At 45.0% G+C, this 21,755-nt stretch carries 13 protein-coding genes; 6 read left to right on the plus strand and 7 right to left on the minus strand.

Annotated elements, in window-relative coordinates; genetic code table 11:
* Window positions 1-21 precede the first annotated feature (21 nt).
* Entirely contained in the window at window positions 22-378 is a 357-nt protein-coding gene (locus HY064_10575; protein MBI3511097.1) for a hypothetical protein, read from the minus strand.
* A gap of 84 nt (window positions 379-462) precedes the next feature.
* Here HY064_10575 and HY064_10580 point away from each other — a divergent pair, with 84 nt between their 5' ends.
* The 6 genes from HY064_10580 to HY064_10605 all read left to right on the plus strand — a co-directional run bounded on the left by HY064_10580 (window position 463) and on the right by HY064_10605 (window position 7,327).
* Window positions 463-807, plus strand: a complete 345-nt coding sequence (locus tag HY064_10580; protein ID MBI3511098.1) for a helix-turn-helix transcriptional regulator — start codon at window positions 463-465, stop codon at window positions 805-807.
* A 147-nt stretch (window positions 808-954) separates the two neighbouring features.
* On the plus strand, window positions 955-2,283 hold the full coding sequence (rseP, locus tag HY064_10585) for an RIP metalloprotease RseP (GenBank protein ID MBI3511099.1): 1,329 nt from the start codon (window positions 955-957) through the stop codon (window positions 2,281-2,283).
* A gap of 237 nt (window positions 2,284-2,520) precedes the next feature.
* Entirely contained in the window at window positions 2,521-3,297 is a 777-nt protein-coding gene (locus tag HY064_10590; GenBank protein MBI3511100.1) for a hypothetical protein, read from the plus strand.
* A gap of 329 nt (window positions 3,298-3,626) precedes the next feature.
* Window positions 3,627-5,180 carry an aldehyde dehydrogenase family protein gene (locus HY064_10595; GenBank protein ID MBI3511101.1) on the plus strand — a complete coding sequence of 518 codons (1,554 nt, stop codon included), beginning with the start codon at window positions 3,627-3,629 and terminating at the stop codon, window positions 5,178-5,180.
* Window positions 5,181-5,300: 120 nt separating this feature from the next.
* On the plus strand, window positions 5,301-6,056 hold the full coding sequence (locus HY064_10600) for a hypothetical protein (GenBank protein ID MBI3511102.1): 756 nt from the start codon (window positions 5,301-5,303) through the stop codon (window positions 6,054-6,056).
* Window positions 6,053-7,327: a TlpA family protein disulfide reductase gene (locus tag HY064_10605; GenBank protein ID MBI3511103.1), complete on the plus strand. Its 1,275-nt coding sequence runs from the start codon at window positions 6,053-6,055 to the stop codon at window positions 7,325-7,327. Before HY064_10600 ends, HY064_10605 begins: the two co-directional genes overlap by 4 nt.
* Window positions 7,328-7,356: 29 nt before the next feature.
* Here HY064_10605 and HY064_10610 read toward each other — a convergent pair whose 3' ends face one another.
* The 6 genes from HY064_10610 to HY064_10635 all read right to left on the minus strand — a co-directional run bounded on the left by HY064_10610 (window position 7,357) and on the right by HY064_10635 (window position 21,742).
* Window positions 7,357-9,054: a peptide ABC transporter substrate-binding protein gene (locus HY064_10610; protein MBI3511104.1), complete on the minus strand. Its 1,698-nt coding sequence runs from the start codon at window positions 9,052-9,054 to the stop codon at window positions 7,357-7,359.
* 160 nt (window positions 9,055-9,214) lie between these two features.
* Window positions 9,215-12,781 (minus strand): gliding motility-associated C-terminal domain-containing protein, encoded by a 3,567-nt coding sequence (locus tag HY064_10615; GenBank protein ID MBI3511105.1) that lies wholly within the window; start codon window positions 12,779-12,781, stop codon window positions 9,215-9,217.
* A gap of 359 nt (window positions 12,782-13,140) precedes the next feature.
* Complete coding sequence (locus HY064_10620; GenBank protein ID MBI3511106.1) at window positions 13,141-15,243, minus strand: SpoIIE family protein phosphatase; 2,103 nt, start codon at window positions 15,241-15,243, stop codon at window positions 13,141-13,143.
* Window position 15,244: 1 nt separating this feature from the next.
* Window positions 15,245-17,317, minus strand: coding sequence for a tetratricopeptide repeat protein (locus tag HY064_10625; GenBank protein ID MBI3511107.1), 2,073 nt, complete (start codon window positions 17,315-17,317; stop codon window positions 15,245-15,247).
* Between the two features lie 4 nt (window positions 17,318-17,321).
* Entirely contained in the window at window positions 17,322-20,555 is a 3,234-nt protein-coding gene (locus HY064_10630) for a SpoIIE family protein phosphatase (GenBank protein MBI3511108.1), read from the minus strand.
* Window positions 20,552-21,742 (minus strand): O-succinylhomoserine sulfhydrylase, encoded by a 1,191-nt coding sequence (locus HY064_10635; protein MBI3511109.1) that lies wholly within the window; start codon window positions 21,740-21,742, stop codon window positions 20,552-20,554. Before HY064_10635 ends, HY064_10630 begins: the two co-directional genes overlap by 4 nt.
* Between the last annotated feature and the right edge of the window lie 13 nt (window positions 21,743-21,755).

Consider the following 21,755-nt stretch of genomic DNA (forward strand, 5'->3'; position numbering starts at 1 on the left):
AAAAACAAGCTACCGAGACTTTCATTGCAGGCACACCAGTTCGAAATGATGATCGAATTCTTTCAGCCGGAAGATGAGTAATGCGGGTTTTCCTCCGGCGGGTTTGTGCCAGCCGTTTTTGTAAATGAAAGAAGAAAGATCATCGCTGTAAAGCATGTAGCCTTTCACACAGACAACCGCTGCTTTTTTCTGATCGTATCTCCACGTTCCGAACGTGGTGCGTGTAGCGAAAGTTTTTTCCTTTATTGAAAGAACGACCGGTTTCCTGCAATCGAAAAAATACTGTGCGGAGGCCACCGCCGGAATTTCCAGTTGCCATTTGTTATCATTGTTCCCGCAGGGCCGCACGGTGAGTTCTATTTCGCAGGTCGTGTACATAGTAGGAAGTTTTTGTTATATCGAATTAACCAAATGTAAATTTAAATAACCAAAAGGCAATGACCGGAATGTTAATTTAAGCGCATGCATATCGGTAAAAAGATCAAGCTGGCAAGAGTGGCAAAAGGACTCACCCAGGAAGCGCTGGCAAAACGAATACACAAGGCGCGACCATTGATATCTCATATTGAAAAATCGGGGAACGTGAGCTCCGAAACACTCAAAGATATTTTTCGTGTGCTGGATGTTTCTGAGAATTCCATCGACAATATCGTCGAAGAAAAAGCGGGGATATTTACCAAAGGTAAACCGGGGTCAACGGAATATTACCGCAACGAAATCGAAAAACTCCAGCGCCAGATAGAGTTGCTGATGCAGTTGCTGGAAACACAGAAAGAACTGATCGCAAAAATGAGAAAGAAGAAGTGAGTGGCCAGTGACAGTAACCAGCGGCGGTAGCTTGCCCGACTAAACGAAGAGCAGGCGGGTCAGTGCTTCCGGCGAATCACAGCGCAAATGCGTACTTTTGACTCCGCTCAAATAAAAATCGTAAATCATAATTTGTAATTCATTCCCGTGATAAAATTCACATTATTCTTTTTAAGTCTTTCTCTGCTCATCGTTCTGCATGAGTTCGGTCATTTCATTACGGCGCGCTTGTTCAAAATGCGCGTGAATAAATTTTACCTCTTTTTCGATTTTCTTTTTCCTATTCCTGCGCTGTTGAATTTTTCACTCTTCAAAAAGAAAATCGGAGAAACAACTTACGGATTAGGATGGTTCCCATTCGGCGGATACGTGGATATTCACGGGATGCAGGCCGAAGAAGGCACCGATGCAAATGCCGTCCCTGCTCCTGATGAATTCCGCGCAAAAAAACCGTGGCAGCGGCTGATCGTTCTCGCGGGAGGAATTACGGTGAATTTTCTTCTCGCTATTGTCATTTACAGTATGGTGGCATGGGCCTGGGGCGATGAATATCTTCCGGCGAAAAATGCGAAGTATGGATTGTATTACGACTCTCTTCTTCTCAATCTTGGCGCTCATCATGGCGATAAATTAGTTTCCATTGACAATGCGGCTGTCGATAATCTTGGAAAAGCAACATTGAAAATTCTCCTCGACAAACCGAAAACAATTCAGCTTGATCACAACGGAAAAATAATCTCCATCAATATTCCCAAAGGATTCACAGAAATGGCCGTGCAGAAGGAAGTGAAAGCTTTATTCACCGAAGAAATTCCGTACGTGATCGATAGCGTGGTGGCCAATATGCCGGCCGGAAAAGCAGGATTGATGAAAGGCGACAGTCTGATTTCCATTGACGGAGATTCGCTGCATTATGCACAGCATTTTGTGGATCGCATTCAGAAAAGCAAAGGAAAAAAATTCATGCTCGGCTTTATCAGGAACGGGAAATCCGATTCCGTTGCCGTCACTGTGAATGAAGAAGGAAAGATCGGGATACTCGGAAAAGGCCCCGATCAATTTCTTCAGTACAAAACCATCAGCTACGGATTTTTTGCTGCGTGGGGAAGAGGATTCGATCGCACGATAGAAACGCTTTCGAGTTATGTGAAACAACTCGGATTACTTTTTTCAAAAGTGGGCGCATCCAAGATCGGCGGATTTGCAACCATCGGTGGATTATTTCCTTCCACGTGGGATTGGGAAGCATTCTGGAACATCACCGCATTTCTTTCCGTCATCCTTGCATTCATGAATTTATTGCCGATACCTGTTCTCGACGGCGGATACATTCTTTTCGTGTTGTACGAAATGATAACGCGCAAAAAAGTGAGCGATAAATTCATGCAACGTGCGCTCGCGATAGGAATGTACCTGGTACTCGCCCTGCTCATTTATGCCAATGGAAACGACATTATCCGCGCTTTTCACCACTGATCTTCACGAATTGGCTTTTTTTATCAAAAACCGGCGTTGAATAACTGGTTTTTCAGAGACGTTTTCGGCAATTTTATTCTCCCGAATTTCGTTATGGCATTGGGATTGCCTATTTACATTAAGATGAAAAACGTAGCCGGAAAAATTTACGATTTACGATTTACGCCTGACAATTTATTTTCAATTGGAAATTGGAAATTGAAAATCGGAAGTTTTTCGAAACCAGTAATATTCCTGTTGACGGTGATTTTTATTGGAACAGGAATATCCGCACAAACTACCACGCGCGGCGATGGAAATAATTCTTCAACGACCGGCTCGAAAAAAACAAAAATTTTACTCATTCCCTGGGAACCGAAAATGTTCAATTGCAGTTCCGACATCACGCGCGCGATCGCGAACGAGACCGGGCAGAAGTATGACCAGGTGCAGGACGCGCTCAGGAAAGGTTTCGTGGAATCGGTGAAACATTCTTTCGGCGCAACCTGCAATGTTGTTTCACTGCTCGATGATACAGCAATGAAACGCGATCTCGAATATGTTTACAATGTGACCAGCATGTCCTACACGCCTGTTGATTTTCCTCTGAATCCGACGAAAGCAGATTCAGCAAAACTGAAAGCGGCGAGCGGAGTTCAGAAAGGACAAGTAGAAACTGCAGATGATGATGCAGATAAATTTATGAACACGGTCATCATCAGTCCGAACCTGCTCACTTATCTCCGGAAAGTTTACAAAGTGGATTACGTTATTTTCATCAATGAAATGGATATTGATAATGACCTCGGCGCCGATCCCTACAACCTGCAGGGCAAAGAAGATTTTAAACGCGTTGCTACTGCACACTGGACCATCTTCAATTCCACGACCGGTAAACGCGTGGCGATGGGAAAATCAAAATCAAATTTCTCCTCCACTTCAAATACGCCGAAGAAAATCATCGACAGCGCATTCGCTACGATCACAAAAGCGGTTTACGAAAAATATCTCGTTGGAATAAAACCAACACAATAGAACAACGAAATCCTGCTGCTCTTCCAATAACTACCCCTTCTTCAGATTTTTATCGGGTACAATCCGCATTGGTCGGCGGCAAAGCTGCGTTAATCGGAATTGTAAGTCTTCATTGCTGATCTTCTCGTATAAAAAATGAATTTGACTACCTTTACTTCCCTTTAAAAATGAGTACGAAATACGAAAAGTTTACTAAAAGTTACGAAATGCAGATGAATACGAAATCTGTGTTCCCCAATAGACTTTAAGTACACTTTCGTATTTCGTAACTTTTAGTAAACTTTTCGTATTTCGTACTTCTGCATTTCGTACTCACAAAAAAAACAGACATGACCCAGGTTTTAACGGATAATTTCGGAATTGCAGAAGCGCTGAAAACGCTCGGCATTAACGAAGTGAATTACGGCGCATCAACCGGCACCGATCACTGGAATACAAAAGGCTCGAAAGTGGATTCCTATTCTCCTGCCGACGGACAATACATCGGCAGTGTGAACCAGGCCACTGCTGATGATTATGAAAAAATAATTTCAAAAGCGAGCGAAGCATTTTTGGAATGGAGAAATATTCCTGCGCCCAGGCGCGGAGAAATGGTGAGACAGATCGGCGATCAGTTGCGCAAATACAAAGAACCGCTTGGGAAATTAGTTTCCTATGAAATGGGAAAATCACTGCAGGAAGGATTGGGAGAAGTACAGGAGATGATCGACATCTGTGATTTTGCAGTGGGACTTTCGCGGCAACTTTACGGGCTAACGATGCACAGTGAGCGGGCGAAGCACCGCATGTACGAACAATATCATCCGCTGGGCATTGTAGGAATTATTTCTGCATTCAATTTCCCGGTAGCAGTGTGGAGCTGGAATGCCGCGCTCGCGTGGGTATGCGGTGACGTGTGTGTGTGGAAACCTTCGAGCAAAACTCCATTGTGTGCAATTGCCTGCCAGAATATTATTTCTTCTGTGCTGAAAAAAAATAATATTCCCGAAGGCGTGAGCTGTTTACTCATCGGGAACCCCGTTGGCGATTGGATGAACAGCGACAAACGTCTTCCGCTTGTTTCATTCACCGGATCAACAAGAATAGGTAGAAGAGTTTCTTCCATGGTTGCAGAACGTTTCGGAAAAACAATTCTTGAACTCGGTGGTAATAATGCGATCATCGTTTCCGAACATGCCGATCTGAATATGGTATTGGTTGGTGCGGTGTTCGGCGCAGTTGGAACCGCCGGGCAACGTTGTACTTCAACACGACGCCTTATCATTCACGAAAGCATTTACGACAAAACAATTTCTGTTCTGAAAAATGCGTATGCACAATTGAAGATCGGAAATCCGCTTGATGGAAAAAATCACGTGGGGCCGCTCATTGATAAAAAAGCAACAGAAGAATATTTGAATGCGATCGATCGCGCGAAAAAAGAAGGTGGGCAACTAATTGTTGAAGGAGGAATTGTTAGCGGCAATGGATTTGAAAGCGGATGTTATGTGAAGCCATGCATCATTGAAGCGAAGAATGAATTTCATATTGTACAGGAAGAAACTTTTGCGCCTATACTTTACGTGATGAAATATAAAACCATGGACGAAGCGATCGCCCGGCAGAACGGAGTTCCACAGGGATTATCGTCGAGCATTTTCACTTCTGATCTGCGCGAGATGGAACAATTCCTTTCACACAACGGATCCGATTGCGGAATTGCAAATGTGAACATAGGAACATCAGGAGCAGAGATCGGCGGAGCTTTCGGCGGAGAAAAAGAAACGGGCGGAGGAAGAGAAAGCGGAAGTGATGCGTGGAAAGTTTACATGCGCCGCCAGACGAACACGATCAACTACGGAACGCAACTCCCATTGGCGCAGGGCATAGAATTCAACATCTGATCTTTGCGAAAAGATATTTTTCAGGCGAAGAAAAAAGTTCTTCGCTTTTTTTATTGCCGTTGTGTTTGCTTAGTTTGGTACTCACTGCGAATAAAAAATAAAATATAGCAGAACGAAAAAATGTACACCTTCATCCGCACTGTTTATTTTCTCTGGATCGCTGCTGCAGCGCCGCTCGGATTGTATTACATCAATCAGTATTATCCCGGAAATTATGATTCATTCCCGGTTATTGTCCGTTTCCTTTCTTTCTGCGGATTATTCATGTGGGCTATCTATTACCTCCTGTTTCGCCAGCGTTATTTCCCGTTTGACACACTTCATGCAGCAGGACTTTTATTTTTTTCCGTGATCGGTGCGACGGCCGCTTTTTTTTCCGGGACCGGCCAGTTGCTGTTCTCATCCTACACGGTTTTATTCTCTTCTTCACTCTCGCTTATTTTTTATTTCGCACCCATGTGTGTGTTTTTCCTGGTCCCTTCCCAGAGGGGGAAATGGTATTTCTATAAGAATGCCGGCTACTTTTTTCTTCCGCTCATATTTTTTCTTACCATCCTCGCTTTTCTCATCATAATTACAGGGCCGGCGCTCGATCATTTCCGGACCGGTTTCAGTACCAGGTGGAAGATCATTTATTTTACAGCCATCGGTATCGATTCTGTTTACTCGGCCCGGAGTTATTTTATGCACAACATGTTTGTGTATGATAAAGGCAGCGAGCGGAATGAGCGCGACCAGATGATGGTGAGTTGGGGATGGTTCGCAGTATTGTCTTTGATTGCGGTTGTTGCTCTGTGCATGTACATGCTCGCTACGGGCATGGGTGCAGGCGCGAAGGGTAACGCAGGTATTTTGAGTAACTTTAATTCACCATGAAAATATTTTTTTTTCTATTTTCCACTTTCATTTTTTCTCTCGTGCCTCTTTTCGCTCAGATCTCGCCTGAGCGCACGCAAATGTCGGAAGGCCATTTGAAAATCCAGTTGGGCGCATGGCACGGAACACTCCGGCTCAATGACTCTGTAGAATTACCATTTTCTTTTTCTGTGGATTATTCACCGGAAGGATACACGTTGACGATTCATAATTCGGAAGAGAGTATCCAGGTGGAAGATCTCGTTGTTACAAAAGATTCTGTCAGCTGGCACATGCCTGTTTTCGATTCTTATTTTAAATGCAGACGCGAAACAGATTCAACTTTCTCCGGTTCATTTTATAATCATGCGGCGAGCCATCCTTACGTCATTCCCTTTCATGCGAAATATGGAAACGCGAATTTTATTTATTATCCGAGAAAAGACCCGACAGATCTCAGTGGCAAATGGGAATGTCATTTTTCTCCCGGAACTCCGGACAGCAGTAACGCGATAGGAATTTTCAGCACACCCTATAACAGCGGGTACATGACCGGAACTTTTCTCACGGAAACAGGAGACTATCGTTACCTCGGTGGAGCATTCGGCGGCTGGAATGATTTCACCATTTCCACTTTCGATGGTTCGCATGCATTTGTTTTCAAAGGGGAAAGGCAATATGATGGAACCATAAAAGGAGAAGCATGGTATGGAAATTATGGTTATGAAAAGTGGATCGCGAAGCGGAATGATAACTATCAACTGCGCGATCCGCTTCATCTTACTTACGTTGTCGATTCTTCAAAAATAAATTTCACGTTCAATGATCTCAATGGAAATCCTGTTTCACTCAGCGATCCTCAATTCAAAGGGAAAGTGGTGATCATTCAGGTGATGGGAACCTGGTGCCCGAATTGCATGGATGAAACAGCGATGATGACGGAGTTGTACAACAAATATCATGATGATGGATTGGAGATCGTAGCGCTCGCGTATGAGCGGAGTTCAGATTCTGCGATTGCGAATGCAAATATCCGTCGCGTGAAAAAAAGATTCGGCTCTGATTATACTTTTCTTCTCACCGGAAAAAAAGGAGCGAAGGGCGCATCGGAGAGTCTTCCTTTTTTAAATGGGATCATGTCATTTCCTACAACAATTTATATTGACAGGAACGGAAATGTGCGCGAAGTGTACACCGGGTTCAATGGACCCGCTACAGGAGAGGCGTATGAAACGGATAAAAGAAAAACGGAATTGCTGATCAATAAATTATTGGCGGAGAAAGCGAAGTGAAAAAATTTCCTGCACAACCATCCCGGAATTCATTTACTGAACCATACCTGTGAAAGATCGCGGGCATCGAGCCCGTTCAGAAAATAATTACGAACGTTTGTTCCCAACAGCAGGTAGTTTGTTCTATAATACAACGGGCAGACAAAAGCATTCTCCATCGCAATTTTTTCAGCAGTGTGATAATCATCCATCCTTGTGGTTTCACTTTTTTCCGTTTCCGCCTTTTCAAATGCAAGATCAAAATCCTTATTTATAAAACGGGAGGGGTTCAGGCTGGAGCGCGCATGAGGATCCTGCGGAACATTTTTTCCATAAGCGAGAATGAGAAAAGTGCGCGGATCAGGATAATCAACAATCCAGCCGGAACGCCAGAAAAGAGACCGGCCTGTTTCGAGTTCTTCAAGATGCTGTGCAAACGGAGCAAGATTCACACGCACATTCACTCCCAGATTCTGCTTCAGCATCGTTACAACAGCATCGGCAACTTTTGAGTTTATGTTGGCTGCACCAGCATTGATTTCAAGCGTTACTTCCGGAAAATTTTTTCCATTGGCAAATCCGGCTTTCTTCAATAATGCACGGGCTTTTTCCGGATCATAGGCATAAAAAGTTTCCTGCCCTGAATATCCATTTATGCCCGGAGGAACAAAACCATTATCGGCAGGCACTCCTGCGCCTTTGAGAATTTCATCAACGATCTTAGTCCTGTCAATAGCATAACAGAATGCCTGGCGCACATAAATATTATTGAATGGAGGAACGGAATTATTGAATCCATAATAATCAATACTCAAAGCGTTGCAATTGAAAAGCTGGAATTGCGGAGGGCTTGGAAATGAATCGATAGCGAAACTCACAAAAGAAGCAAGATCTTCCACGTCCGGATTCCACAGCAGATCGATCTCTTTATTCTGAAATGCAGTCAACTCGGATTTCTTGTCCTTCAGAAATGTGATTTTGATTTGGTCAAGATAGGGCAATTGATTTCCGTCCTCATCTTTTCCCCAATAACCAGAGTTGCGTTGCAACACAACCTCATCTCCTTCTGTAATTTTCTTCACAAAGAACGGGCCTGTCCCCACGGGATGTATCCGCATGTCGTCTCCGTATTTATCCAATGCTTCTTTTGGAAAGATCCAACTGAAGGGCGTAGTCAGGATTTCGGTTAGATAATGACAGGGAGTAATTGTTTCAATGGAAAATGTGCTGTCGTTTATCGCTTTGAATCCGCTTACGTCCATATCAAGCCCGAGATGATATTCTTCAGCACCTTTAATGATCCCGGTAAACGTTCTGTAAAAAAAACTTTCCGGAGTTTCTTCACACGCCTTCTGAAAACAGAATTTGACGTCATTTGCAGTTAACTTTCTTCCTTTGCCGGCAGGAAAACAAACATCATCCTGAAAATAAATATTATTGCGCAGATGGAAGGTCCAGCGCCGGAAGGAAGTATCTGCTTCCCAACTTTCCGCAAGACACGGAATAATTTTTAAAGTCTGCGGATCAAACTTCACGAGCCCTTCGTAAATCTGCCTCCCGATATTGATTCCCGCATCATCATAAATGGATAGCGGATAAAGACTCAGAAAATCTTCGGTAAAATTCATCCGGAAAATTCCACCGTAAATCGGGGAAGAATCAGTCATGTTTTTTCCTGCATGAGTTTCCTGGAATGGAATAGCGATAACAAAAAACAGGAAGAAGGACCAGAAAAAAAAATGTTTCATCCGCGATCGGGGTTGTGAAAGTTAAAGGTAATTAAACGGGAGAAAAAAAACAGCCAACCGGTTTTTGATCCCGGTTAGCTGCGATTAACCTCCGCTTGTGCGACCAACACTTGCGGAATTTCCGCTTTGCTGAAGCGGTAAACCAAACCAGCACGCTACACTATTTGAGGAGAGATACGTGACCGGTGTAGCTGTGCTTTTTACCCCTGAAGTCGGTCACCATTATTTTGTAAACATAAACCCCCTCTTGTGAAATTTCTTTTCCGCCGCGCGCTGTTCCATCCCATCCCGCATTCATATCACTCGTCTCATAAATCATTTCTCCCCAGCGGTCAAACATCATCATGTGAAAATCACTCACCTCGTTTCCATAGGCGAGAAAATTATCATTCAGCCCGTCGCCGTTCGGTGTAAATGCATTCGGAATGTAAAGTGTGAATTCAGGATTTACTTCCACGCGCTGCATCGTAGTGTCGGTGCATCCGCCGTTAGAAGTTGCGATCAGGCGAGCAGTGTAAGAACCGATCGCTGCGTACGTGTGCGTGGGCGATGGAATGTTGTCCGTTGTATTGTCACCGAAATCCCATTGCCAGCCAAGTGTGTTCACCGAACTTTCATTGGTAAAATGAATGGTGGGCTCCAGCTCACTCACTTCGTGCGCATCCATTGCGAATGCAGCACGCGGTGAATCGAAGATGGTAACGTTCACATTTGTTGATCCCGTTCCTACGCAACCATAAACGGAAGTTGCAGTTGCCGTCACCGTGTAAATCCCGCCAATCGTGTAATTGTGAACTACGCCGTTTCCCGTTCCTGTATTGTTGTCACCGAAATTCCAGGTGTAAGAACAATTCGTATTCGCACTCGTAGTGTCAGTGAATGTGAGCGGAACTTCATCGCAGCCGGTTGCAAGTTGTGGCGAAAGCGAGATCACCGGAACAGGATGAACAACCACCGTCACGCTTCCATTGACAACGGTTCCGCACTGATTCGTTATGGTAAGAATATAATTCGTTGTGGCATTCGGTTGCACAGTGAACGGCCCGCCGTTCGTCCAGGTTTGATTTGACCACGTCCAGTTGAGTGCGCCCGTATTTCCGGTAACCGTTGCTCCAATGATGGTGGTTGTGCCAGAACACAACGCCGCATTTCCGCTCATGACCAGGTTGGCAGGAGAGAACTGAAACACATCGATCGTGATGCTCGCGCTCGCACTCGCGCACCCGTTCGCATCCACTGCGTGCACGATGTACGTCGTGAGCGTGGAAGGATAAACGGTGTAAGTGGAATTATTGCCGAGATTATTATTCCACACATAAGAGTAAGGGCCGGTTCCTCCACTCGCACCTGCAGCAATCACCGCTGGTTGTCCCGGGCAGATCGTATCGTTACTGAAAGCAGTAATATTCACCGGCGCAGGTTGCGTGATTGAAACTGTACTCACAGTGGCACACCCATTCGCATCGGTAACAGTGATCGTGTAATTTCCTGCAGGAATATTTGCTGCAGCGGGGGTGAATTGTGCCGGCGTAGTATTCCAGCTATAAACGTATGGCGATGTTCCTCCGTTCACATTCACTCCGGCATTTCCGTCTGATGCTCCATTGCAGGAAACATTATTGAGTGAAGAAAGTGATGCTGCAAGAGGAGCGGGCTGACTGACTGCGGCAGGAGCATTGATTACACATCCGTTCGCATCCGTTACAGTTGCCGTGTAATTTCCTGAAGAAAGATTATTCGCGAATGTTCCCGATTGAGACGGCGTGCAATTCCAGGATATGGAGTAAGGGAATGTTCCGCCGCTGAGAATGATCTGTGCCGCTCCGTTCGATCCGCCATTGCAGGAAACGGAAGTGGATGTAACTGTTGAAGTAATTACCGGCGGTTCGGTGATGTTCACATTCAAAGTAGAAGTACAACCGTTAGCATCGGTAACAACGCAGGAATAAATTCCTGCAGAAAGTGAATTTGCGTTTGCAGTATTCTGCGCCGGTGTTGAATTCCAGCTGTACACATAAGGGCCTGTTCCGCCCGAAGCATTCACGTAGGCGAGCCCGTTATTTCCACCGAAGCAGGAAACGTTATTCATAACAGTTGAACTTGTTGCAAGCGCACTCGCGGGTTGTGTAAGCGTAACGGTTCCTGTTGCAGTGCATCCGTTGTTCGTGGTCACAGTTACTGTGTATGTTCCCGCAGTGAGATTACTGATCGTAGAAGTATTTCCGCCATTCGACCACGAATATGTGTAGGGCTGTTGTCCGCCGTTCATATTTGCCGTCGCGCTTCCATTGGTTGTATTATAACACAACACATCGATCTGGCTCATCACCAGGTTTCCGGGCGCTGCGCCTTGTCCTACAGTGACGGTATCCATTGCCACACATCCGGCGGCGTCAGTTACCGTTACAGAATAAGTTCCCGCTGATAATCCGTTCTGGTTTGCGTTGTTTCCACCCGAAGACCATGAATAAGTGAAAGGCCCCGTTCCGCTGGTGACAATCACCGATGCGGTTCCGTTCGATGCGTTACAGTTGGCCGCGGTAGAAGTGATGTTCATTGCAAAACCGGTAACGGTGATGCAGAATGCAAAAGTCTGTGATCCGAAATAAGGACAGGCATCATCGGTTACTGTTACAGTGAAGCAATAAGGATTGTTGCTGATCTGTGCAGCGGAAGGTGTCCATGAAAAAGTTCCGGTGGGAAGCGGGCCGCCCGTTGTGGTGAAAGATGCGCCGGTGATTCCGTTATTCCATGTCATCGTAATATTCTGTCCGGGATCGCTGTCGAAAGAGTTGATTGAAAAATTAATATTGTTTCCTGCGCAGGATGACATGCTGTAAACGCCGGTGTTATTTATTCCGGTGATGTAGGGCAATGAATTGGTGCAGTTCACCGTGTGCAATTCAATGTCGCGCGTTACACTTCCAATGTTCACCGCGTTTCTCCATTCATCAACACGCACCGCCATTACTGTTACAATAATTTGTGTAGGATTCATGCAGATGTCGCCGGTAACCGGATTAAATGTTACTGCGGGATTTGAAAGCAACGGTTGTGCTGATGTATAAGGATTTATATAAGTAACATAAGTTCCCGGCCCTGTTCCCGGATTCACGAGTGTATAAGAAAGAGAATCTCCGTCAGGATCTATCGCTCCGTGATTGAAGCAGAAACTTTGTCCGGAACATATATAAGGAACAGGAATGTTGGAGAATGTAGGAGAACTGTTGCAGGGAGCAGCAACATTATTCAAATGAGATTCTATATAAATATTTTGTCCGCCCGGATTGGTGATGGTGTTTATGGCGGCATTGCGGCAACATAATGTAAAACTGAATACCCAATCGGTACACTGTTGTGGTAAAGTAATCACTCCCTCGTAAATCCATTGTTGTACTCCCGGGTTCGGCCCACCGCTGCAGACTGTAGTTTGTGAAGGACATATAGGAGTTACATCTTGTCCTGTTCCTGCAATAGGTGTGAGTACTGTTGTAAAACTCTGGTTGCATGTTGCTGAATTGATATCTATTGAAACGGTGCCTGGTGCAGAAACTCCGGAGCAGTCGCGGTAAAATGCAAGGCGCAAACGATACTGGTTTCCCCCAAGGCAGGTGTAAGTAAGTTCTCCACCCTGCGCGTGCGAAGCGTAGGCCTCTGTGCTCATCTGTATGAACGCGATGATGAGGCAGGCCAGGAGCTTCCATCCTTTTGCGTAGATAGTTTTCATAAAAACTTTCCTTTCTTTTAGGTTTGACGATCAAAGAACTTGTTGTTGTAACGTCTGCAATTGGCGCGAAGTTTCTGAAGGATTTGAAGAATGCGCCGTTAAAAAAATTATTATGCATGCATAATAGATTGGAAAATACTGAGCGACAACACGAAGAAAATAACCGTTAAATAAGTTGCGGGGGTTGCGTGAAACTTAAAAATATTTCAATCGTATAATTTAAACATATACTCACCGTGAAGTGGATCAGGAGAAGAAGTCCCGGGTAGAAGGGAAGAGGGAAATTATTGTGAATGAAACGGAAATTATTCATTTCCGTATCGGCAAATTCCACCAATGAAAAATTTTCGGATCTTGATTTAAACTCTCACGCCGATCACTAAAACGTCGTCTACCTGTTCCAGATTACCTTTCCATTTTTCAAAAGTTCCGAGCAGAATTTTTTCCTGCATGCGCATGGGTTCCGCGCTTACGTTGATGAATAATTCCTGCAAAGGTTTGTAACGGAATTTTTTCCCTAACTGTCCGCCAAACTGATCGGCGTAACCATCGGTGAAAACATAAAGTGCATCGCCTTTACCGAGATTTATTCTGTGAGAGAGAAATGGTTTCGCTTCGCCCGAATAAAATCCGATCGGCTGCTTATCACCTTTTATTTCTTCCATGCTCATCGATCCGTTACGGCAAATCCACAAGGGATTATTTGCGCCGGCGAATTCAGCGGAATTATTTTTTTCATCGAAGACAAGCAACGCGAGATCCATTCCGTCTTTACTTTCTTCTTCCTGTCCTTTTTGTTTGAGTGATGCGATGATCATGCCGCGCAACTCATCGAGAATTTTTCCGGCGGAAGTAATTCCTTTTTCGAGGACGATCTCATTGAGAAATGCATTACCGATCATGCTCATGAATGCGCCCGGCACGCCGTGACCGGTACAATCTACAGCCGCCATAAATTTTTTCCCGTTCTTTTCTGCGAACCAGTAAAAATCGCCGCTCACAATATCGCGGGGCAAGAGCAGCACGAATGCATCGGGAAATAATTTATACTTGAGTTCCTTCGGCGGGAAGATCGCTTCCTGTATTCTTTTTGCATACTGAATACTGGACATCATCTCATTTTTCTGCGCCGAGATCTCTTCATTTTTTTTCTCAAGCAAAGAATTGTTTTTTCTTTTCAACCGGTACATGATGAGCAGCACCACCACGATAATCACACCAACGATTCCCATGAAAGAAAAAACGATCACATTGCGCTGGTATTTTTCATCCGAAACTTTTTGCCGCGCTTCCGAAACTTTCTGCCGCTCCTGCGCGATCTGCAGATCATGATCTTTTTTGTCGAGCTCATTCACCATTTTCAGTTGTTCCACCACGCCCGCTTTTTCTGCATCGTGCAAGCTGTCGCTCAATTCTGTGTAACGTCGCGCGTACCTGAGCGCACTTGCGAGATCTTTCTTCATCTCGTAATCATTGCTCAGCTCATACAACACACCCAGTTCATCATCGAGTGTTTTTAGTTTGGTCGAGATTGCAAGCGACTTGTTGAAATAAAAAATAGAAGAGTCAGGCATATTCCCGTCTTCATACAATCCTCCAATGGACCGAAGCGCTTTGCATGCGCTCACGGCATTATCGTATTTGTAATCGAGACTCAGCGCGTGACGAAAATACCAGAGTGCAGAATCGGTATTGCCTTTGTCTTTCCAAACCGTACCGAGATTATCATAATTAGAACCCAGCCGCAGGTACATTCCTGCATTAATAAAATCACCGGCAGAAAGGCGATAATAATAAAGTGCAGAGTCATATTGCTTAAGCGAAATGAACATTCCGCCGATATTACCGAGCGCCACAGCAGAGACCTCAATATTTTTTTTGCTCGCTTTATTCAGCCGGTAAGCGATCTCGTAATAATCGAGCGCCGAATTCACATCGCCCTGGTTGTAGGAAATATTTCCGAGTGTGAGATTGGAAACCGCTACACCAAAATTATTGTGAACGCTTTCCTGCTGCTTGAGCGAACGTATGGCATACTCCGACGCGGAATGGTAATCGGTTTTTGAAACATATACATTCGCCACATTCAGATTGAGTTTTGCTTCGTTGTAAACCGAATTGACGGAAGTCCATTTCGCCAATGAAGAATCGTAATAATTAAGCGCTGCATCGAAGCGCCCGGTATTTTCCATGGCGCTGCCGAGCATGTTGTAGGCATTCGCTTCTCCGGGAATGAAATTATTTTGTTTCGAAATGTTCAGCGCTTTTTTTGCATAATCCATCTGCATTTTCACATCATGGAAACGATATTCATTCGCCAGGTGATTGTATAATGTGGCTTTGCCCGTATCAGTCGGTTCTTTTCCTGCGAGCGCGTTCAGGCTGTCGATGGCCTGCATGTTCTGTGCGCGAAGAAAAATTTCCCCGGGTAAAAAAAATAAAATAAAAAAGATGCTGCGCATTTTACCTGATGATTACACCGATAACAAGAATATCATCCACCTGTTCGTGTTCACCCTTCCATTCGAGAAATTCATCGCGCATCCGTTTCTTCTGTTCTTCTGCAGGAAGCGTGTAAATACTTTTCAGCAATTCACGAAGCCGGTTGTATTTGAATTTTTTTCCGAGCGGTCCGCCAAACTGATCGGCATAACCATCGGAAGAAAGATAAACGACATCACCGGGATACAATTGAATTTCGTGATTTGTGTAAAGATCGGTAACGCCATCCGTGTTTATGCCAATGGGAAATTTATCTGCTTTCACTTCCACCAGTTCTCTTTTGTGCATGATGTATGCGGGATTGAATGCGCCTGCGAACTGGAGTTTATTTGTTTTCCGGTCGAGTGAACATAAACCCAAATCCATTCCGTCTTTCACAATGCTTCCTTTATCAGACTGGCGCAATAATTTATTTACGCCGTAATCGAGATGATGAAGAATTTCGGAAGGTTTGGTGAGATGCATTTCATTCACCGCCTGGTTGAGCAAATTGAAACCGACCACCGACATGAGCGCGCCGGGAACTCCGTGGCCGGTGCAGTCCACTGCAGAAAAAATAGAATACTGCTCGTGTTTTTCCACCCAGTAAAAATCGCCGCTCACCACATCTTTCGGTTCATAGAGAATGAATGAATCGGGAAGAATATTTTTCACAAGGTGTTCGGGCGGCAAAATAGAATCCTGGATCTTCTTCGCGTAATTGATACTATCCGTAATGTGTTTTTTCTGCGCAGAAATTTCTGCATTCTGTTTTTCCAGTTCGTGCGTCAGTTTTTCTTTCACGCGGTTGCGGTAAATAACAACGAGCGCCACGGTGAGCAGGATAAATATTCCAAGCACGAGGAAAAGAATGTTGCGCGCCGATTCCGCATGTTCGGCCTGGCGTTTCGATTCGAGAAGATCGAGTTTGGTTTTTTGTTTTTCCTGGTCGTAGCGTGTACGGAGCTGGTTCACGGCATTGATGCTCGCTTGTCCTTTTACAACTTCGTTCAGTTCTTTATAAAGATTCAGGTAATGATAAGCGGAATCATATTTTTTCAGGTAAGCATAAGTTTCCGCAAGGCCATCGTAACAATCGAGCCGTTGCGAACGCGATTGCGAATTGATTGCGATTTGCAGTGCATGTGAAAAATAGAAAAGTGCAGAATCATACCGGAGAAGATCATTGCAAAGATTTCCAAGATTCTGCATTGCAGAACAAACGCCGTCGCTGTCGCCGTTTATTCTTCTCAGATCAAGACTTTTCCTGAATAACCGTTCGGCTTCATAATATTTTCCCTGGTGTTCGCGGATGGTTCCGAGATTGTTCAAAGTAACAGAGATCTCGTAGGTTGAATTCAGTTTTTCGAAAATGCTGTCGGCGGTCGTATAGAAATAAGCGGCGCTATCGTATTTATTCGTCGCATTATACACATTGCCTATACAGGCGAGTGCGCGCCCGCGGAAGTCGGGTTGCTTCGGAAAATCTTTACTCAATTCGAGAGCCATCTGGAATTGTGCAAGCCCGGCTTCGTAGGATTTTTGTTCTACAAGAATATTTCCAATACCATAATGGATCGCGATCAGCCCGATCTTATTACCGAGTTTTTCATAGAGGCCAAGTGACTGGTAGGCATGTTCGGCAGCAGAAGTATAATCGCCAATGTAGTATTCGTTATTCGACATATTGCCAAGCGCTTTTGCCATGCCCAGCGAATCATTTTCTTTTTCACGCAATTCAAAAGCTTTTTGTTCATCGTCTATTGCAGCCACAAAATTTCCGGCGCCTTCTTCAGCGAGGCCAAGGACGGCGTAGGAGGATGCGATTCCGCGCTCGTAATTTATTTTTTTTGCGAGCGCGAGCGCTTCCAGAGAATATTTTTTTTCTGTTGTATCGCTGTGATCATCGAGGATCTTTGCTACGCGCACAAGCAGGTTTACGCGCTGCGTGTCAGGCATCGTTCCTTTCAGCACGCGAAGAATACTATCCGTAGAATTCTGCGCAGGCAGCAAAAACGAAAACAGGAATGCGAAAAGAAAAAATATTTTTTTCATTCGGTCAGTTAAGATAGCGAAAACCAATGACGAGTACATCGTCCACCTGGTCGTGTTCTCCTTTCCAGTGGAGAAAAGATTTTTCAATGATGGATCGCTGCTGCTTCATATCGTCGCCGGCAATGCCCAGCAATACTTTCTGGAATTGTTTCACCATGAATTTTTTTCCGCGCTCACCGCCGAACTGGTCGGCATATCCATCGGTGGAAAGATAGAACACATCTCCTTTTTTCATTTCAACCGTGTGCCCTGAAAAAATTCTTTTTTCCTCGAACTGGTCGCCGGCAATAGGAAATTTATCGGCTTTGATTTCGTTGAAATTTCCATCGCGCACATACCACAGCGCACGGTTCGCTCCCGCATAATGCAATTCATTTTTTTCATGATCGATGATCACGAATGCAATGTCCATTCCGTCGCGCGTTTCTCCGCCCGTATCCTGCTTGAGCGAATGACGCACTCCCTCATGCAGCATATTCAGCACCTGGTCGGGCGAATCTGTTTTTTTCTCGATGATGATCTGGTTGAGCAGCGTGTTACCGATGAGCGACATGAATGCGCCAGGAACGCCATGACCAGTACAATCGACACAAGCGAGAAAAGATTTATTGTCACGCCACGTGTACCAGTAAAAATCGCCGCTCACAATATTTCTCGGTCGGAAAAAAACAAATGCTTCCGGCAAATGCGCAGCCATCTCGTACTGCACAGGAAGAATTGCATTCTGTATGCGCTCCGCATAATGGATACTGTCCTGGATCTCCGTGTAAGCAGTCTCCAGTTCTGTTTTCTGTTTTTCGATCTGCTGCTTCTGGAAAACAACTTCCGCCGTTCGTTCTGAAACGAGCACTTCCAGTTTTTGTTTTTGCATACGCAGTCTCCGCGCACTGATGCGGATGGATATCCAGAATAGCCCGATGAAGGAAAGGATGTAAAAAGAATAAGCCCACCACGTGCGGTACCAGGGCGGGAGAATGGTAAAAGTGTAAGTTGCTTCGCGCGCAATCATACCCAGTTCATTGGTGGCTCTCACCCGGAAAGTATAAGTTCCCTCACCGAGATTATTGTATTCTTTCGTGAATGAATTTGAAGGCGCCGACCAGTTCGTATCGAGCCCGTCAAGGCGATAGGAAAATTTCGGTTGCTCGTTGAACATGAAATAAGGGGCCGCGTAACGGAATGCAATCGAATTGAATTTGTATGCGATCTCATTTTCATTCACTACAAAACTACTGTCGGTTCCCTGCATGATCACCGAATCTTTTCCTATGCTTACATAACGAATGATGACAGCAACATTTTTTTTGCTTCTGTTGTTGTCCGCAGTTCCGGCATGAAGAATAAGATCATTGGAAAGCAACCATAATTTGTGATCCGGCTCGGCAAGCGCAAACTGAATGCCGTTCTCTTCGAAAAGCGAACCGGCAATATAACGCACCGCAAAAACTTTTTCTTTCTCCGCACCGAAGTATATACCATTCACATCATTCATCGCCTGCAGGTTCAACCGGTTGTCAATGGGAAAATCGATTTTCTCTGTATGAAGTTCATAGAGACGGTCAAATAGTTCCTTTGACGTGATAAAACATTTTGAATGCGCGCCGTGATCGAGAGCGGGAACATAACGCATGGCCAGGTCCACGTCGAAAAAATAAACCGTGTCGGAACTCTCCACGAAATAATGTTCGATGTTTTTCAATCCGTTCGAAGTATCGTAGCGCGTAACCGCAGCAACACTATCATTGAGATTGAAATTTATTTTCAGGATATTCTTGAAACGATTCACCGCCCACACCTGTTCAATATTTTTTTCTCCGGCCGCAGGATGAATGCGCGACATCCTCAGCAATTCATCACCCGCAACGATATAATGTTTTACGAGAACCGGTTTTTTCCCGCGCTCATGTTCGAACACCGAAAAACTTCCTTTCTCTCCGGTTACGATCGTCTTGTTGTCATCCGAACAATTGATATAGTCGGTGTATTCGCTATTGAGCATTTCTTCTTTTCCATCGTGCATCCAGTATAATCCTTCGCTCGTAGCCACGAACAGTTCACCCATGTGTGCGCGCACATCCCATACTTCCGTCTGAAAAGTTGCTGCAGGAACAAACCGGATCTCATCGGCATTATTTTTATTCAATTCTTCTTTTTTGAAAAGTCCCTGCGAAGTGGCGAGATATAAAATACCGTTGAACCGATAAACCATGCACGGTGTTCCGGTGTAACCAGATTTATCATCGTAGAATAAAGCAGTGCTGTTATAAGCGATACAGGTAAGCCCGTTATTGTGCGCAACCCAGATATTTTTTTCGCGATCGAGATAAAGTGCGGCAATGGATTCATCAGCGAGGCCGGACGTTTTATTGATGATCTCTTTCAGGTGAAATTGCCGGTCGTAAAAACCGATTCCGCTTCTCGTATTTACTGCTATGGTAGAATCATTCACCCACAAACAGCCAAGCACTCCGGAATTCACCAGGAAACTATCCGATTTGAATGGGTGATAGAATGAGCCGGAAGAATCGGTGCGATCATTCATAAGATAAAATCCGCGATCGCCGGTAAGAAGCAACTGTTCATTTTTTTTCCACGGGATCATTCCGAGTAAACGCAGCGTAGAAAAAATTTCACCGCCGGGAGTGGCAAGCAGTTTTCCGTCGCTTGTCACTTTCATGAATCCTACATTCCGTTCGCGAACGTAAAGATCTTTACCATCGGTAAAAGAAAGTGCGAAATCATTCTCACCCGATGGTTCAACAGTTGAGATGACTTTCTTGTCTTTCACAACGAAGATGCGCTCCGAGGACTGGAAATAAGTTTTTCCACCCAGACAGTAGATCTTCCACACATCGGTAAAAACCTTTTTTACAGAATCAAGAGGGGCGGAAAGAGAAACGTAATGCAGTTTTCCATTGGCATTGCGTTCGAGATAACCGAATTCGTCAACCGCGCCCACATAAATTATTCCTGTTGCACTGTCGCGAACGATCTGCCGGTTGGCAGCGCCATTTTTTATTTTCACCGATTCCCATTGCAATCCGTCATAAACAAAAACATCGGAGGTTCCGGCAAAATACATAAGTCCGTTCTCGTCCTGCGTCATTTGCCACATCTGATTGAAGCCCTTGTATTCGCGCGGAAGATAATTGCGGATGTAATGAGAGGAGCGCTGCGAAAAAATATTCCCGGCGGAAAAGAGAAAAACAAAAAGAAAAAAATAGCTGTGCCTGCTCATTTTGATTTTTCGAGCGCCTGTTCAATGTCGCTCACGATGTCCGTAATATTTTCAAGCCCGGCGGAAACGCGGACAAGGCCCGGCGTAATTCCTGCAGCGAGGCGTTCTTCCTCCGAAAGTTTCGCGTGCGTAGTGGATGCGGGATGCGTAACGGTGGTGCGTGTGTCACCGAGATTTGCAGTGAGCGAACACATTTTTATTGCATCGAGGAATTTTTTTCCCTGCTTCAATCCGCCTTTGAGTTCAAACGTTACGACTCCACCGCCCGCACTCATCTGCCTGCGCGCGATCTCGTACTGCGGGTGCGAGAGCAGGAACGGATATTTTACCAATGAAATTTCAGGATGATGCTGGAGAAGTCCCGCGAGTTTGTGCGCGTTCTGCGAATGCCGTTCCATGCGCACATGAAGTGTTTCGAGCGATTTGGAAAGGATCCATGCATTGAAAGCAGATAACGCCGGGCCGGTTGCGCGGCAGAAGAGATAAACTTCCCTGATGAGTTCTTTTTTTCCGAGTATGGCGCCACCCAGTACGCGTCCCTGTCCGTCGATGAATTTTGTAGCGGAATGCGTAATAAGATGTGCGCCGAACTTTGCGGGTTGCTGCAGCACTGGTGTTGCAAAACAGTTATCAACATTAAAAAGAAGGTTGTGTTTTAACGCAACCTGCCCCAGGAACTCGAGATCGACAATGTCGAGGCCCGGATTCGTCGGAGTTTCCACGAAGATCATTTTCGTTTCCGGGCGGATCATGGCTTCCCACGTTTCCGGTTTGTTCACATCAAAATAAGAATAGGAAATTCCCCACTTCGGAAGATACTTTGTGATGATGGTGTGCGTGGAGCCGAAAATGGAAGAGCAGGCAAGAAGATGATCGCCGCTTTTCAGGAAAGTGAGAAAGGAAGCGAACACAGCTGACATTCCTGATGCTGTTGCAAATCCCGCTTCTGTTTCTTCGAGCGCGCAGAGTTTGTCGGTGAATTCATCCACATTCGGATTCGAAAAACGCGAATAGATATTAGCATCGTTCTCATCGGCAAAAGCAGCGCGCATCTGTTCTGCATTATCAAAAACAAAACTTGAAGTAAGATAAAGCGGAACAGAATGTTCATTTTCGGGTGAACGTTCGTTCTGGATGCGTATAGCTTTTGTTTCCGGTTTCATTTCTGAGAATTGGTTATTGGTCATTGCGAGAGGTGGC

This window comes from Bacteroidota bacterium, assembly GCA_016194975.1.
Taxonomy (GTDB): domain Bacteria; phylum Bacteroidota; class Bacteroidia; order Palsa-965; family Palsa-965.

Bases quoted from the DNA above. Each gene is read 5' to 3' on its own strand.
- HY064_10580 (MBI3511098.1), top strand. From the start codon at position 463: ATGCATATCGGTAAAAAGATCAAGCTGGCAAGAGTGGCAAAAGGACTC.
- HY064_10575 (MBI3511097.1), bottom strand. From the start codon at position 378: ATGTACACGACCTGCGAAATAGAACTCACCGTGCGGCCCTGCGGGAAC.
- HY064_10620 (MBI3511106.1), bottom strand. From the start codon at position 15,243: ATGCGCAGCATCTTTTTTATTTTATTTTTTTTACCCGGGGAAATTTTT.
- HY064_10595 (MBI3511101.1), top strand. From the start codon at position 3,627: ATGACCCAGGTTTTAACGGATAATTTCGGAATTGCAGAAGCGCTGAAA.
- HY064_10610 (MBI3511104.1), bottom strand. From the start codon at position 9,054: ATGAAACATTTTTTTTTCTGGTCCTTCTTCCTGTTTTTTGTTATCGCT.
- HY064_10635 (MBI3511109.1), bottom strand. From the start codon at position 21,742: ATGACCAATAACCAATTCTCAGAAATGAAACCGGAAACAAAAGCTATA.
- HY064_10615 (MBI3511105.1), bottom strand. From the start codon at position 12,781: ATGAAAACTATCTACGCAAAAGGATGGAAGCTCCTGGCCTGCCTCATC.
- HY064_10625 (MBI3511107.1), bottom strand. From the start codon at position 17,317: ATGAAAAAAATATTTTTTCTTTTCGCATTCCTGTTTTCGTTTTTGCTG.
- HY064_10600 (MBI3511102.1), top strand. From the start codon at position 5,301: ATGTACACCTTCATCCGCACTGTTTATTTTCTCTGGATCGCTGCTGCA.
- HY064_10630 (MBI3511108.1), bottom strand. From the start codon at position 20,555: ATGAGCAGGCACAGCTATTTTTTTCTTTTTGTTTTTCTCTTTTCCGCC.
- HY064_10605 (MBI3511103.1), top strand. From the start codon at position 6,053: ATGAAAATATTTTTTTTTCTATTTTCCACTTTCATTTTTTCTCTCGTG.